Below are 13,812 nucleotides of genomic sequence, written 5' to 3' on the forward strand. Positions count from 1 at the left end.
ATAGCCGAGCTTGGTCCCTTCCATGCCACGCGCCGCCCAGTCGATCTCGGAGGCCGAACAGGCCCATGCCTTCCCCGAAAAAAGTGACGAGAACGCTTCGCAGAACGGACGATCGAAGCCGGCATTATGGGCAACGACGAGATCGGCGGGCCCGACAAGCGCACGCAGCGTGCCGGTGTCGATCATCTGACCGGCAACCATCTCGTCGGTAATGCCGGTCAGTCGGGTGATTTCCGCCGGTATCGGGTTCATTGGCTGTTGCAGCCCGCCATAGACATCAGTGACATCGCCGATCGTGCCGGATGGATCGAAGGTGAAGGCAATGGCGCCGATCTCGATGATCTCGTCGCTACGATGGTCAAGACCCGTCGTTTCGAGGTCGAGGATCACGCCCTCTCAAGAGAAATTCGGGGCGCGGGGCGACGGCGACCGGCCGCGGTTCGATCCTGGTCAGGATCCGATAGCGACCCGTTGCCTGCAGATGCCGGACCATCACCGCTTCGCTGTCGGCCTGCTGAAGCCGGCGCTTCGGCCTGGCGGCGCCTGGCTTCGTCACTGGCCTGGTCTCTTCCGAAACAAAAAAATCGAACTGCTGCGTCATTCGCGCTCTTAAGGGATTTCAGAAATGGCCTTCCGGGCCGCTTGAGCGAGGCGGTCGGACCGTCTTGCCGAGCCGGCCGAGATTTCGATCAAAGCACCATCGGATATGGAAGAGGCTCTCCGGCTTTGTTGATGATGGTCGAGCCGTAGGGCTCGAGCGAGGTCACCTTGATCATGTCATTCGGCAGCGACCGGGCGAGCGCCTTGGCTTCGTCCCAGGGTGCGGGCACCCAGATGTTGACTTCAGGGATCGCCATTAAGCACGGAGGTGCTGATCCGCGCTCCGGACATCTTGTTCCAGACTTCCACATATTCCAGCGGCTTCAGGCCCGCCTCACGGCAGAACTCCGCGTCAATCGTAGTCGATCCGTGGTAGTTCAGTTTTGCGTCCACCACTCGAATACCATGCAGCTTCGCGCCCAGAATTGTCGTTTTGGTCACATCCGAAAAACCACGGCACCACCCATCAGGCCGGCGCCCGCGGCGGTGAGCAGCAGCGTTTCTCCTCCCGCAAACCGCCGCTCGACATTTGCGACGGAGAGGGAAAGCGGGATGGTCGCGGCAGACGAATTGCCGAAGCTCTCGATCGTGCGGATCGTCTTTTCGGGCGCGATGCCGAGATTGCCGGAGACGGCGTCGAACATGCGCGCGTTGGCCTGATGCGGAACGAACCGGTCGATATCGGCCGCGACAACTCCTGCCTGCTCCAGCGCCCGCTTAGACGTTTCCGTCATCAAGGCGACGGCGCGCGAGAAGACCTCGCGGCCATCCTGCATCGTCATCAGGAAATCCTCGGCACTGGCTTCGGGAGAGAACGGCCGGTTGCTGCCGCCGGCCGGGATGTTGATCAGGCCATAGCCGCTGCCGTCCGATGCGAGATCGGCAGAGAGGAGGCCGCTTCGCCCATGCGTGCAGGGGACCAGCACCACGGCGCCAGCCGCATCAGCAAAGAGGACGGCGCTTGCCCGCTCGACAGGATTGATGCGGCGGCTCAGGATATTGGCGGCCACCACCAGGACGGCGCGGCCATGCGCTCGGACGAAACCGTCCGCCAGCGTGAGCGCGTAGAGAAAGCCCGAACAGGCGCCGGCGAGATCAATCGCGCCGGATTTTTCGAGATCCAGCCGGTGGGCCAGCAGCGGCGCCGAGGGCGGCAGAAGATGATCCGGCGTCGAGGTCGCCAGGAGCGTCAGTGCGATCTCACTACGAGCGATCCCGGCATCGTCGAGCGCCATCCGCCCGGCCTCGGCGGCAAGGCCGCTCAGCGTCTCGCCCTCTTCGGCCCAATGACGCCTGCGGATGCCGGTTCGCCGCTCGATCCAGCCTGTTTCCAGGCACAGGCGCGCCTCGATCTCGGCATTATCGACGCAGCGAGCCGGCACGGCATGCCCGAAGCCGGCCATACGGGAAGAACGGCCCGACATCATCCTGCGCTCCCAAGAGCGATCGAGGCGACTTCGTCTATGGCGTCATAGGCGCGACCGAGATCGACTGCCGTCACGCAATAGGGCGGCATAAGATAGATGACGTTGCCGAGCGGACGGATCAGCAGGCCGCGATCGCGAAATAGCCGCCGCATGCGCGGGCCAGCCTCGGCGAGATAACCGCCAGCGGGTACGACGAGATCGAGCGCCGCGATCGTTCCGGACTGCCGTATATTGGCGAACCGTCTGTCGCCCTCGAAACGCTGCAGGTTCTGCCGGTGCAGCGCCGCTAGATTTTCGATACGCTCAAAGACCGGTTCGTTCCGCCAGATTTCGAGATTGGCGACGGCTGCTGCACAGGCGATCGGGTTGGCGGTATAGGAGCTAGAATGGAAGAAGGTCTTGCGCCGGTCGGTGGAGAGGTGGGCATCGAAGATGTCGTCGGTGCAGAGGGTTGCCGCAAGCGGCAGCGCGCCGCCCGTCAGCCCCTTGGATGTGCATAGGATATCGGGCGTGATGCCGGCCTGCTCCGAGGCGAACATCGTTCCCGTCCGGCCCCAGCCGGTCATCACTTCATCGGCGATCAGCAGGCAGCCATGGTGCTGGGCGATTTCCTTCAGGCCGGCAAGCGTGCCGGCATCATAGATCTTCATGCCACCCGCACCGAGGACTAGGGGCTCGATCACCAGGGCCGCCACCCGGCCCGAACGGCAGAAGGATTCGAACATGTCGAGCGTCAGCTGCTCGCGGCCCGCTTCCGGGAAGGCAAGCCGGTCGACGCCGAAGAGCAGCGGTTCATAGGCAGCATTGAAGACGCCCCGCTCCCCCGTCGACATCGTCCCGATAGTGTCGCCGTGATAGCCATGCTCCATCACGACGATGCGATCGTGCGATTGTCCGATGTTGTGGAAATATCCAAGCGCCATCTTCAAGGCCACTTCGACGGCAGTCGAGCCGCTGTCGGAATAGAAGACATGGCTTAATCCCGGCGGCGCGATCCGCAGCAATCCCTCCGCCAGCTTTTCCGCCGGCTCGTGCGAAAATTCGGCGAAGATGATCTGGTCATAAGCTTCGCTCGCCTGCCGGATCGCCGCCGTGACGGAAGGATGCCGGTGGCCATGGGTGATGACCCACCATGACGAGATCGCGTCGAGAATGCGATTGCCATCCTCGTCGACCAGGTAGGCGCCGTCTGTCGAAGCGATCCGCGTCATCGGCGGCTCCAGCGCATGTTGGGTGAAGGGGTGCCATACGGACGAACGCGTCATGCCGTCACCCCCATAAAGGAGGCCAGGTCGAAGCTATGCAGGAAGGCGTACCTCACTGCCTCGGGCGTTACATCCGGGAGAATCGGAAACCGGCCGAGCGAGCGGACACCGCCCATTTCCACGATGATCCTCTGACTCTCTCGGTTTTCATCRCCGATGAAGACGATGCCAAACACGGGAATGGCACGATGTCTCATCGCCTCCAGCGATAGCAGCGTGTGGTTGATCGTGCCCAGAGATGTCCTGGCACAGAGGATGACCGGAATTTGCCAACGGGCAAAAATGTCGGCGAATGTCAGTTGCTCTGAGAGCGGCACCAGAAGGCCCCCTGCCCCCTCGATCACCAGTGGCTCATCCGTTTTCGGCGCCACGAGCCGGTCGGGCTCGATCGTAACGCCGTCGAGCCGGGCCGACAGATGCGGCGAGGCGGGCGTCGACAGACGATAGGCTTCCGGCAGGATGCGTTCGCGCGCGACGCCGCCCAGGCGCGCAACGAGTTCGCTGTCGGTTTTCTCATCGAGCCCGGATTGCACCGGCTTCCAGTAATATCCGTTCAGCGCGCCAGTCAGCGCCGCCGAAAAAACCGTCTTGCCGATGCCGGTATCGGTGCCGGAGACGACGAAGCGAGGGGTCATGGCCGATCCTCCTCGATTGCCGCCGCGAGCAGCTGCGACATCTCCGAAATCAAGCCTTCATCGACATTGAACGTGATGGAGATCCTGAGACGCGCCGTGCCGTCCGGCACCGTCGGCGGCCGGATCGCCCTGACATCGAAACCTCGGGTGCGCATCCGCTCGGCGATCCGCAGCGCACGGGCATTCTCGCCGATCATGACGGGCAGGATTTGCGAACCGCTGGGCTTCATGCCGAGCCGCGAGCGAAGCTCTTCGCCGGCATAGGTCGTGAGTTTTGCAAGACGCGTGCGGCGTTCCGGCTCGTCAGCGATCATGCGCAACGCCTCCCGCACCGCCGCCGCCATCAAGGGAGACGGCGCGGTCGAATAGATGAAATTGCGTGCGCGGTTGATGAGATAGTCGGCGAGGACAGCAGGCAGGCCGAGAAGCGCGCCGGAGACACCGAGCGCCTTGCCGCAGGTATGCAGGACCAGAACATTGCCGCGGCTTTCCAGCCCCGAAGCAAGGCCGCGGCCGTCGGGGCCGAATATGCCGGTCGCATGCGCCTCATCGACGACGAGGAAGCCGTCATGGCGGGCAGCCAGTTCGGCAAGCTCAGAGAGCGGCGCCTGGTCCCCATCCATCGAATAGAGGCTTTCCACCGCGATCCAGGGATGCCCCTTGCCGCCGGCCTGCCGCCAGTGGCTGATCGCCTGATCGAAAGCGTCGACCTTATTGTGCGGCACGGCGACCGCCTGCGCCTTGCTGGCCGATATGCCGTCATGGGCGCTGGCATGGATCAACGCATCGTGGACGATCAGGTCGTCGCGCTGCGGCAGCGACGAGAAGAGCGCCACATTGGCCGCAAATCCGCTACCGAAATAGAGGATCTTCTCGATCCCGAAAAACGCAGCCGCTTCCGCCTCAAGCGCCTCATGTTCGGCGTGATTGCCGCGCAATAGCCGCGAACCGCCCGCACCGGCCGGAACGCCCCTATCGATCGCAGCTGATATTGCCGCTTTCAGGCGAGGTGCGTCGGCAAGCCCCAAATAATCGTTGGAGGTGAAGTCCACGCCTTGTTGGGGAGTGAGCGCGCGGATCCGCGATCGGCGCTCAAGGCCATCAAGCGTCGCTTCGTAGCGCGCAAGCGCCGGCGAACTCAACGAGACTGCTCCAGTTCCATCGGCTTCAACCCGAGCCGGCGAAAAAGAGCGGCATCGTGGTCCTCGCCGGGATTGTCGGCCGTCAGCAGCGTGTCGCCGACGAAAATCGAATTGGCTCCGGCGAAGAAACAAAGGGCCTGCGTTTCATCGCTCATCTCGGTGCGGCCGGCCGACAGGCGGACATGCGAGCGCGGCATTAAGATACGGGCGAGCGCGATGGTGCGGACGAAGTCGATCGGGTCCACCGGCGCGGCATCGGCAAGCTTGGAGCCCGGGATCGGGATCAGCATGTTGATCGGCACACTTTCCGGAGGTGCCGGCAGATTGGCGAGCGTCACCAGCATCGAAATCCGGTCTTCAATTGTCTCGCCCATGCCGAGAATGCCGCCAGCGCAGACCTTGATGCCGGCATCGCGGACATTGGCAAGCGTGTCGAGCCGGTCCTCGAACGTGCGGGTGGTGATGATCTCCGAATAATAGCGCTCGGACGTATCGACATTGTGATTGTAGTAATCGAGGCCGGCCTCGGCGAACCTTTCGGATTGGGCCGGCGTCAACATGCCAAGCGTCATGCAGGTTTCCATCCCGAGTGCCTTTACGCCTTCGACCATGGCGACGAGCGCCTCCATGTCGCGCTCTTTAGGATTGCGCCACGCGGCCCCCATGCAGTAGCGCGTCGCACCGCCTTCCCTTGCCTTCTGCGCCTCGCCAAGCACGCGCTCGACTACCATCAGCTTCGACGCCTTGAGACCCGTCGGATAGTGGACGGACTGGCTGCAGTAACCGCAATCCTCAGCACAGCCACCGGTCTTTATAGACAGCAGTCGGCTCATCTGAATGGCATTGGGATCAAAGTGCGCGCGATGAATCTGCTGGGCACGAAAAAGAAGATCATTGAACGGCAAGTTATAGATAATTCCCGCCTGCTCATTTGAGATGGAGAGGCCAACCGGCGAACTGCTTTCAAATACACTGACCGGCAGCGCCACATCGTCCATCATCTGGTCACCTTTCAATAGATAGAATCTGTTTTTATCTATAATTTTATGAAAGGCAGCATTTTGCAATAGCTCTTTGCGCGAATGTTCTGATCATGTTGGCAACCCGAAAGAGTATCGTCGGAAAGCGCGGAGGCTTCCACGACACAGCCGCTCCGAGCATCATGGACGAGGCGCAGGTCGGTCCGCGCGACACAGTCGCCGAATGCTTTTATTTTTCGAAACGATGAAAAGGTCCGCTCGGCTTTGCCTCAGCCTTCAATGGCAAATGCCGCGYCCGTTGCGCCTGAGGCATACAGGATCGGCTTTTGGCCGATCCTCTGCACATGCCGATCGAGCACTACAATGGCTTGCTCGATTTTGCCCTTACGGAGATGGTCGAGAATGGCGTGATGATCGACATCAACCCGGGGCGCCCAGCCGCCACGTCCGCTCACAAACAGAAGTCGCGATCCCACCATATGGAGATCGTCGATCGCCGCAAGCAGCCGCGGCATGTCGCAAGGTGCAAGCAAAAGCCTGTGGAACCGGCGATTCGCCTCGTCCCATTCGCGGATATCAACCGCACTGTCACCGGCAATCATGACTGTTTCCGCCTCATCCAGGATGAACGGAGTCAAATGCGGCGCGGCATGGCGAAGCGCAAGCGCCTCCAGGGCAGAGCGCATGCGGGCGACCTCCTGAACCTCGGCCAGCGAAAATGACGCGACCCGCACGCCACGGCGCGCCTCACTCACCGCGAGCCCCTGCGCCTCGAGGCGACGGAATGCCTCCCGCACCGGCACATGGCTGGTGCCGAATTCTTCAGCGATATAATCCTGCCTGAGCCTGCTGCCGGGTTCCAGAGCGCCCGTAATGATGCGGTCGGCGAGAACGCGGCTGATGCGATTGGCGATCGTGTCTTCGGTGATCGTGGTCATGTTTTATAGATAATTTCATAGGGCAGCGCTGTCGAGGTCATGAACAGCTCAAGACTATCTGATGAACACGTCGGGAAAGGCGATTGCGTAGATTCGTCCAAGGCGACGATCGGCAGGAACCGTCTCGATATCGAGGAGTGAATTCTCGACACCCGCGGACGGCTTAATTCCAACTATTCAACGAAAATCGCGGCGAAGTTCCCGCGCCATTTAGCTACCCCTTGACCTCAAGTGCACTTAAGGTTGTAGGGGGCTTATAGCGGTGCGACAAGATGCATGATTTTCGCAGTTGGGCCGCGGTCAGGAGGACGGATGGCTTTCTTCAGATATTCAAAGATTCGGAACTCCAGGGGACACACGGCGATCGCGGCTGTGGTCTCGCAAACCTTGGTAATTGCGTTCCTCGCGCTTACGTTTCGCTCGATCAGTACCTATAGCGGAGCATCAACTCACGCCGTCTCAGAATTTTTGACAGCGATCATCGGTTTTGAAACAGGTTTTTTCTACGCGGTATTTGCCTGGCCGCTATCGGTTAGACGAGCCGTCCTCGTTTCTGTCGCAGCAGTTGCGTCCGCAGCGGTTTACTGGGCGGCTTCACCAGAGCCCCAAGACCGGTGGCTTGCCGAAATCATAGCTGGCGCGGGCGTTGGACTTTTGACTGCGGTTAGCATTTCGATGGCGGTTCTTCACGTCTCCTGCTTTTCCAAGGGTGCCATAATTGTACGCTTCAGTGGCGGGGAACCGACAGTACCTTGCTGGGCCGGGAATGCCCCGATCGGCCCAGATCGGTGATGCTTGTATCTAGATATCTCCCAGTGCGTAACATCAAGGCAACTTCTCTCAGTCATCGGAAGGCGTCGTAATGGTCAAACTGCTCGGCGATCGCGACCTCATCGGCCACGATGTAATGGCCAAAGCAATCGATGTCATGGAGCTGGCCTTTCGAGCGAGGCTCGATGGCAAGATCGTATCGCCACCAAGACATCACGTCTCCTTCGGAGAGCATGGCGATCTCGTCTTCACGGTGGGAGGGATCCTTGGCGAAGCTCCACTGGCCGGATTCCGTGTGTACGATACGTTTCAGAATTCGAAGCAGTCTCAAATTGTCGCCGTCTGGTCGACGAACGAGGGGAGACTGAAAGGCCTAGTTCTTGGGGAACGTCTCGGCGCCATCAGGACCGGCGCAATTGGGGGCGTTGCGATACGGCATCTGAGCTCGCAGCATGCGAAGTCTGTCGCCGTAATCGGTAGCGGCGTCCAAGCGCGAACTCAGCTTGCTGCGGCCGTAGCAGCCAGAGCGATATCCTCTGTTCGTGTGTACAGCCGGGATGTGGACAACAGAAGAGCTTTCGCCGAAGAGATGCAACGCGATCTCAGTGTAGAGGTCACGCCTGTTGAAAGTGTTGCGAAGGCGACGATGGATGCCGGCATCGTTATCTGCGCGACCTCGAGCCGGACCCCAATACTAAATGCTGCAGATCTGGCGCCAGGCGCTCACGTCAATACCGTTGGCCCCAAGCTTGTTGGAGGGCATGAAATTGGGCTCGACGTTGCCGATACTGCCAAGATCATAGCCACCGATGCGCCCGAACAAATGCGAGCCTACGCGTCGCCTTTTTTTCTTGCTGGTACGCGACACGAAAATCGAATGGTCGATCTGGCTGAGTTGGTTTCCATGCCGGGAATGACCCGGCCCTCGAAAGAGGACATCACTCTATTCTGCTCTGTTGGGCTCGCGGGAACTGAAGTGTTGCTGGCATCTGCTCTGCTCGACGTATTTTGACCTCAAATATTTGTGCAGCAGAGCGTGCGCGTCAGCATGCTGTCGAACGCCTTTACCCGGACGGCCTTGTAGAAGCCGGTTTCGGCCAGTTGCGCCAAGCCATCCGCATCATTGGCATCTGTCTTGTTGAGCGTCTCGTCCAATAGCTTTTGCGCGTGCCGCGCTTCAATGCAGATCGCTGGCATCCCCTCGGCCGTCAGCGCGTGATAGAACCATGTCGACAACGGCCCCGTGTCGAACACAACGCGCCTGGCGTGCGGGGCATGCTTGCGGATCATCTGCGCCAAAAGCTTGGGATCCGAGGGGCACTTTCCCCGCCAGATCCGCTTACCATCCTGTCGGATCGAGATCGCAGTATCTTTCAATGAAACGTCCAGGCCTATATACTGGGCCATGGTTGCTCTCCGTTCGATGTTTGGGCCCGGTTCCAATCGAGAGCCCGTTTTTCCATCTTATCGGGGGCAACCACCCTCGCCAGCAGTCATTTTATAAAATGGCCCGGGACGATCGCGCCGCGATTACCCCATGTTCATGGGCGATCGAGAAGAAGCGCAACGAGCCGATATTCTCCACCGGCCGGATGAAGCCGAGATTGATACGGCCGGCCACGATATGGCGGATGATGTCATCGGTGGTGCCGCTTTCGATATGCAGACGGATATCGGGATATTTGCGGGCAATGCGCGAGAGGATCGGCGTCGAATATTCCCATCTGAGCCAAATCCAAACTCAGAATTGCTGCTGACGGAGGTGGGACGTAGACAACAAAAAGTGGAGTTGCTACAATGATACAACGAGCGATAGCGGCTGAGGCATGGCGCCAAGAGATACGGTGGACGTAGTGGGCCGCGAGCGGCCGCGGTCTCGTGTTATGGGGGCACAATGGGCATCGGGGCACAGGTACGAACACTGTTCTGGATCGAGTCGGTCTTGGCGATCCTTGCGGTCGGGCTGATGCTGCTCACGCTGGTCAGCCGCGAGTGGATCGAGTGGCTGACGGGGACCGATCCCGATGGCGGTAACGGTACACTCGAGTGGGTGATCGTGACGACCTGCGCCGCCGTGGCTATGGCGGCAGGCCTCCTCGCGCGCCGCGAATGGTACCGCACCCGCCAACGAGCCTGAACCGACCATGAGCCGCCCGCTGACCGCGATCCTCGCGACACTCAAGGCCTTTCTCTATGGGTGGCTGCTGGCGCTGATTGTGCTGGTCCGCTCCTTGGTTTCGCTGTGCCGCAGCCGGCGCGGCCTAACCAACGACGAAGAGCACGAGCGCAAGCGAGCCCGGACCCGCTGTGTGCCGATCGATGACCCGGCCTACGTGCGGCCTAACCCGCTGATCTATGACCAGTACTACCTGCTTCAGCTCGGCCTCAACGTCACCTGGGAGAACCCAGACTTCGCCATCTTCCAAGGTGGCGTCCCCGTGCCATCCCACCTGCTCAAGCCGGACACCGTCTACGACGTGGTCGTGCGGGTATGGAACGCCTCACTGGACTGTCCCGTAATAAAGATGCCGGTGCACCTGTCCTACCTGTCCTTTGGCGTGGGGACCATATCGCACCCCATTACAACGCAGGAGACTGATGTTGGGGTGAAAGGGGCGCCCAATAACCCGGCCTTCCTTCACTTCTCCTGGCGTACACCGCCAGATGAAGGCCACTACTGCCTTCAGGCCCTACTAGACCCGGTCTCCGATATCGAGCCCCGCAACAACCTGGGCCAGCACAACACCAGCGTGGTGGCGACGCAATCGCCGGCGACCTTTACCTTCGCGCTACGCAACGGCATCACGGCAAGGCGGCAATTCGGCTTCTGGACCGATACATACGAGCTGGGACCTATCGGCATCTGCACCGACGACCCGGAAGAGCTTCGCCGTCGCAAGGCCTATCACCGCCGCGACCATCCACTTCCGGAGGGCTGGACGGTCGATTTCTCGCCGCCCGCGCCCGTCCTTAACCCGATGGAGGAGATCCCGGTGTTGGTGACCGTCACGCCACCGTCGGGGTGGACAGGCACTCAGACCATCAACGTGCACACCTACTACGTCGACAATACGGGAACGCAGCGCTTGGCCGGCGGCGTCACGGTCAGGGTCACAGGGAGCTAGCTGCCAATGGGTTACCGCCAGTATACGACCTGCAGCCAGCCGACGCAGTGGCAGTCATTGGTGGCGTATGTCGCCTGGGCCGTCGGCCCGCTCACCGTTGTCGCGCTGCCGTTCATCCTCACCGCCGGCTGGTGCTTCCCCTTTTGGCTGATCGCCTTGGCCGCCGCGGGCGTGGTGGCTGGCTGCGACTGGTGGCTTAATGTCCGGCTTGTCTGCCTCGGCGGCGACGAGTCCGTCATCGGCATGATCGTCAGCGTCGAGCCCTCGCGTGGTAAGATTGACTTTTTCGGCGAGCTTGACACCGACTACAGCCTCAACCTGTGTGTCTACCCCAACCTGCCGGGCGTGAGCCGAGCGATCGCAGAAGCGAGCGCACCATATGGACGGCTGCTGGCCGAGACCCAGAGCGTCAAGGACAATGTCGGCTTCTTCCGAGGCGAGTTCGCGCCCGTGCCCGTCCTGCCGAACATGCCGACCACTGCCGTGCTGCACGCAGAGTTCGAGGGCGCAGGCGTGCATGACTTCCGAATTGGCGCCCTGGTGGCGCTTGGCCTGGCCATCGCCTCAGTGATCGCTTGCGCCGCAATCCCGCCACCGTGGGGGTACGTCGTGGCGGCCATTCTGGCGCTGTTGGCCTTCCTCGCGGGCCTGATTGGCTATCTTATCGGCGACCACGACTACACTGACCCCGGCGACGGCGCGATTCCCTCCGAGATCCACCAGCCGAACGCCGACGGATTCGGCTCCGACTTGATGTATGTCTCCGGACAGTGGGTGTTCGACTCCTTCCACGAAGGCTGGAACGAAATCCACCCGATTAAGGTCTGCACCCCGCTCGGCACCTGGAACGGTGCTTGGCCGACTGACACCGAGGACCGCAAAAAGCGCGCCGACGAGGGATTCAAAGACGCCAACGACCCCGGCACCAAGGCCAACCAGGACGACCAGAAGTGGCGGTGGGAGATCCACCCGTACGTCGATGGGTGCGGTGACTACCCGCCTCTGCATCCCGTCGGGGGCGACCCCGGAGGGCCCATCCACTGAGAGTCCCCTTTCAGGCCGTGCTCATCACCAATCGCCGTCCTCGCAAACACCGCCCGGCCTCTCTCACCCCTCACCTGCAGGGCCGCACCAGCGACCGTGCAATATCGATGATGTCGTCACGTGAGGCGGTTGGATCTTCCCTGTTCCAAGCGACACCGAGCCCGATCTTGAAATCGACGCCTTTCACCTTCTTCAGCTCGAACCCGCGGTTCGGCAGATCCTGCGTCCATTCCGGCACGAAGCCGATGCCAAGCCCGGCTGAGACGAGCGACACCAGCGAGAAGGTGTCGTCGCAGGTATAGGCGACATTGTCGGTCAGATCGTGCTCCTCGAATTTTTCCGCGAAATAGCGTTCGCTGTAAGAAAGGTTCTGGCGGGAGAAGGAGATGATCTTCTCAGAGCGCAGATCCTCGATGTCGATCTCGCTCTTCAATGCCAGCGGACTGTCCTTGGCCACAGCCAGCAGATAACGTTCATGGGCAATCGAGAAGAAGCGAAGCGAGCCGATATTCTCCACCGGCCGGATGAAGCCGAGATTGATGCGGCCTGCCTCGATATGGCGGATGATATCGTCGGTGGTGCCGCTTTCGATATGCATGCGGATGTCCGGATATTTGCGGGCGATGCGCGCAAGGAACGCCGGCAGCACGCCGATCGTGGCCGGATAGACGGTGCCGATCGCAATCCGGCGCGCAGCCTTACCGGCCACCGACCGGGCGATCTCGGTCGATAGGTCGACTTCGCTGAGGATCCTGACCGAGCGCTCGTAGAAGGCCGCCCCTGCCCTTGTCAGTTCCACCCGCCGTGTCGTGCGCAGGAACAGCTGAACGCCGAGTTCCTTCTCCAGAGCCAGCACCTGGTTCGACAGCGCCGGCTGGGCGATATGCACCTTGGCTGCCGCCCTGCCGAAATGCAGTTCCTCGGCCACCGCGACGAAGTAGGATAGCTGGCGTAGTTCCATGATGTACATTCCCTAGTCGGACATCGTTTAGGCCGCTTTACATACTATAGTTGATAAACTTAAAGTATGTAAACTGCGATCTCTTGCCTATGGATATGCGCAAGCTGGTCGGTCGTAATTTTGCTCGCCTGCGTCGGGAGAAAGGCCTGACGCAGGAAGAAGTCGAGGCGCGCTCAGGGTACAGCCAGCAGTACCTTAGTGGGCTGGAGCGTGGTCATCGCAATCCGACTGTCGTGACCCTTTACGAACTTGCTCAGGCGCTCGGCGTTAGTCACGTTGAACTCGTTACTCCGGACGGGCCAGGCTGAGTATTGCGACGACTTACATCGAAGCGCCAAAACCTGTACCGTCGCACCAAATTATCTGAATTTAAGATATCTGAAAATCAGATATAACTGAGAGCCCCATCGAAATCAAGATGGGACGGCGACAATGGCCAAGACTCTCGGGACTGCAAGGCACGAAGCGCTGATCAAAATCCTGATCGAAAAGCGGGAAGCGTCAGGACTCACGCAAATGGAACTCGCCAAGAAGATGGGCGAGTATCAATCGTTTGTGGCACGTCTGGAGAGCGGCCAACGTAGGGTGGATGTTATCGAATTCCTGGAAATCGCTGAGATTCTTCAATTCGATCCACAGGACACGCTCAAGCAGCTGCTGACGCTGTAATTTGTCGACCGCCTTGATGGGATTGGAACCGACGACCCTGTTGTTACAAAGTCTCAAATTTTCCAGTAGCGGACATTAGCTCGACCTAGATGAAATGACCGATTTGGGGGCCGACGAACGAACCCGCTGCGCGGGAGGGCGTCTGCGGTTGAGGTAGAGGGCGCGGGCTGGAGATTGCGCCTGGATTGAACGTCGTCCGGCAAGGGCAGAGCATGACGAGCTTCTTCAACAAAGGAGCATGATCATGCAGTCCCC

The 13,812-nt window shown here is 60.6% G+C and carries 15 protein-coding genes and 3 pseudogenes; 6 read left to right on the forward strand and 12 right to left on the reverse strand.

What is annotated here, in order from left to right; genetic code table 11:
* The 9 genes and pseudogenes from AC1DM5_RS36095 to AC1DM5_RS36135 all read right to left on the reverse strand — a co-directional run.
* Positions 1–601 (reverse strand): annotated as a pseudogene (locus AC1DM5_RS36095) (3'-5' exonuclease); the annotation flags it as partial.
* 88 nt (positions 602–689) lie between these two features.
* Positions 690–857 carry a hypothetical protein gene (locus tag AC1DM5_RS36100; protein WP_477824280.1) on the reverse strand — a complete coding sequence of 56 codons (168 nt, stop codon included), beginning with the start codon at positions 855–857 and terminating at the stop codon, positions 690–692.
* Positions 844–1,041: an aspartate 1-decarboxylase gene (locus AC1DM5_RS36105; protein ID WP_477824281.1), complete on the reverse strand. Its 198-nt coding sequence runs from the start codon at positions 1,039–1,041 to the stop codon at positions 844–846. Before AC1DM5_RS36105 ends, AC1DM5_RS36100 begins: the two co-directional genes overlap by 14 nt.
* Positions 1,038–2,024: a beta-ketoacyl-ACP synthase III gene (locus AC1DM5_RS36110; protein WP_477976896.1), complete on the reverse strand. Its 987-nt coding sequence runs from the start codon at positions 2,022–2,024 to the stop codon at positions 1,038–1,040. Before AC1DM5_RS36110 ends, AC1DM5_RS36105 begins: the two co-directional genes overlap by 4 nt.
* Positions 2,024–3,292 (reverse strand): adenosylmethionine--8-amino-7-oxononanoate transaminase, encoded by a 1,269-nt coding sequence (locus AC1DM5_RS36115; RefSeq protein WP_477824283.1) that lies wholly within the window; start codon positions 3,290–3,292, stop codon positions 2,024–2,026. Before AC1DM5_RS36115 ends, AC1DM5_RS36110 begins: the two co-directional genes overlap by 1 nt.
* Positions 3,289–3,927, reverse strand: coding sequence for a dethiobiotin synthase (bioD, locus tag AC1DM5_RS36120; RefSeq protein WP_477824284.1), 639 nt, complete (start codon positions 3,925–3,927; stop codon positions 3,289–3,291). Before bioD ends, AC1DM5_RS36115 begins: the two co-directional genes overlap by 4 nt.
* Complete coding sequence (locus AC1DM5_RS36125; protein ID WP_477824285.1) at positions 3,924–5,069, reverse strand: 8-amino-7-oxononanoate synthase; 1,146 nt, start codon at positions 5,067–5,069, stop codon at positions 3,924–3,926. Before AC1DM5_RS36125 ends, bioD begins: the two co-directional genes overlap by 4 nt.
* On the reverse strand, positions 5,066–6,070 hold the full coding sequence (gene bioB, locus AC1DM5_RS36130; protein WP_477824286.1) for a biotin synthase BioB: 1,005 nt from the start codon (positions 6,068–6,070) through the stop codon (positions 5,066–5,068). The genes AC1DM5_RS36125 and bioB overlap by 4 nt, the downstream gene beginning before the upstream one ends.
* A 248-nt stretch (positions 6,071–6,318) precedes the next feature.
* Positions 6,319–6,987: a GntR family transcriptional regulator gene (locus tag AC1DM5_RS36135; RefSeq protein WP_477976892.1), complete on the reverse strand. Its 669-nt coding sequence runs from the start codon at positions 6,985–6,987 to the stop codon at positions 6,319–6,321.
* An 862-nt stretch (positions 6,988–7,849) separates the two neighbouring features.
* Between AC1DM5_RS36135 and AC1DM5_RS36140 the strand changes: the two genes are divergently transcribed.
* Positions 7,850–8,770 (forward strand): ornithine cyclodeaminase family protein, encoded by a 921-nt coding sequence (locus AC1DM5_RS36140; protein ID WP_477824288.1) that lies wholly within the window; start codon positions 7,850–7,852, stop codon positions 8,768–8,770.
* Between the two features lie 20 nt (positions 8,771–8,790).
* Here the strand turns inward: AC1DM5_RS36140 and AC1DM5_RS36145 are convergent.
* Both AC1DM5_RS36145 and AC1DM5_RS36150 read right to left on the reverse strand, forming a co-directional pair.
* Positions 8,791–9,165: pseudogene (locus AC1DM5_RS36145) on the reverse strand (IS110 family transposase); the annotation flags it as partial.
* Positions 9,166–9,271: 106 nt separating this feature from the next.
* Positions 9,272–9,460: pseudogene (locus AC1DM5_RS36150) on the reverse strand (LysR substrate-binding domain-containing protein); the annotation flags it as partial.
* A gap of 192 nt (positions 9,461–9,652) precedes the next feature.
* Here AC1DM5_RS36150 and AC1DM5_RS36155 point away from each other — a divergent pair.
* From AC1DM5_RS36155 to AC1DM5_RS36165, 3 genes are read left to right on the forward strand one after another with little or no spacing between them, the layout of a single operon-like run.
* Positions 9,653–9,895: a DUF202 domain-containing protein gene (locus tag AC1DM5_RS36155; protein WP_477824289.1), complete on the forward strand. Its 243-nt coding sequence runs from the start codon at positions 9,653–9,655 to the stop codon at positions 9,893–9,895.
* A gap of 7 nt (positions 9,896–9,902) precedes the next feature.
* Entirely contained in the window at positions 9,903–10,883 is a 981-nt protein-coding gene (locus AC1DM5_RS36160) for a hypothetical protein (protein ID WP_477824290.1), read from the forward strand.
* Positions 10,884–10,889: 6 nt separating this feature from the next.
* Complete coding sequence (locus AC1DM5_RS36165; protein ID WP_477824291.1) at positions 10,890–11,927, forward strand: hypothetical protein; 1,038 nt, start codon at positions 10,890–10,892, stop codon at positions 11,925–11,927.
* A gap of 70 nt (positions 11,928–11,997) precedes the next feature.
* Here AC1DM5_RS36165 and AC1DM5_RS36170 read toward each other — a convergent pair whose 3' ends face one another.
* Complete coding sequence (locus AC1DM5_RS36170) at positions 11,998–12,888, reverse strand: LysR family transcriptional regulator (RefSeq protein ID WP_477976894.1); 891 nt, start codon at positions 12,886–12,888, stop codon at positions 11,998–12,000.
* Between the two features lie 89 nt (positions 12,889–12,977).
* Between AC1DM5_RS36170 and AC1DM5_RS36175 the strand changes: the two genes are divergently transcribed.
* Positions 12,978–13,196: a helix-turn-helix domain-containing protein gene (locus AC1DM5_RS36175; RefSeq protein ID WP_477824324.1), complete on the forward strand. Its 219-nt coding sequence runs from the start codon at positions 12,978–12,980 to the stop codon at positions 13,194–13,196.
* A 124-nt stretch (positions 13,197–13,320) separates the two neighbouring features.
* Positions 13,321–13,557 (forward strand): helix-turn-helix domain-containing protein, encoded by a 237-nt coding sequence (locus AC1DM5_RS36180; RefSeq protein ID WP_477824325.1) that lies wholly within the window; start codon positions 13,321–13,323, stop codon positions 13,555–13,557.
* Positions 13,558–13,812 lie beyond the last annotated feature (255 nt).

The organism is Rhizobium sp. 01T437 (assembly GCF_056398505.1).

Bases quoted from the DNA above. Each gene is read 5' to 3' on its own strand.
- AC1DM5_RS36100 (WP_477824280.1), bottom strand. From the start codon at position 857: ATGGCGATCCCTGAAGTCAACATCTGGGTGCCCGCACCCTGGGACGAA.
- AC1DM5_RS36110 (WP_477976896.1), bottom strand. From the start codon at position 2,024: ATGTCGGGCCGTTCTTCCCGTATGGCCGGCTTCGGGCATGCCGTGCCG.
- AC1DM5_RS36115 (WP_477824283.1), bottom strand. From the start codon at position 3,292: ATGACGCGTTCGTCCGTATGGCACCCCTTCACCCAACATGCGCTGGAG.
- bioB (WP_477824286.1), bottom strand. From the start codon at position 6,070: ATGATGGACGATGTGGCGCTGCCGGTCAGTGTATTTGAAAGCAGTTCG.
- AC1DM5_RS36140 (WP_477824288.1), top strand. From the start codon at position 7,850: ATGGTCAAACTGCTCGGCGATCGCGACCTCATCGGCCACGATGTAATG.
- AC1DM5_RS36155 (WP_477824289.1), top strand. From the start codon at position 9,653: ATGGGCATCGGGGCACAGGTACGAACACTGTTCTGGATCGAGTCGGTC.
- AC1DM5_RS36160 (WP_477824290.1), top strand. From the start codon at position 9,903: ATGAGCCGCCCGCTGACCGCGATCCTCGCGACACTCAAGGCCTTTCTC.
- AC1DM5_RS36165 (WP_477824291.1), top strand. From the start codon at position 10,890: ATGGGTTACCGCCAGTATACGACCTGCAGCCAGCCGACGCAGTGGCAG.
- AC1DM5_RS36170 (WP_477976894.1), bottom strand. From the start codon at position 12,888: ATGGAACTACGCCAGCTATCCTACTTCGTCGCGGTGGCCGAGGAACTG.
- AC1DM5_RS36175 (WP_477824324.1), top strand. From the start codon at position 12,978: ATGGATATGCGCAAGCTGGTCGGTCGTAATTTTGCTCGCCTGCGTCGG.
- AC1DM5_RS36180 (WP_477824325.1), top strand. From the start codon at position 13,321: ATGGCCAAGACTCTCGGGACTGCAAGGCACGAAGCGCTGATCAAAATC.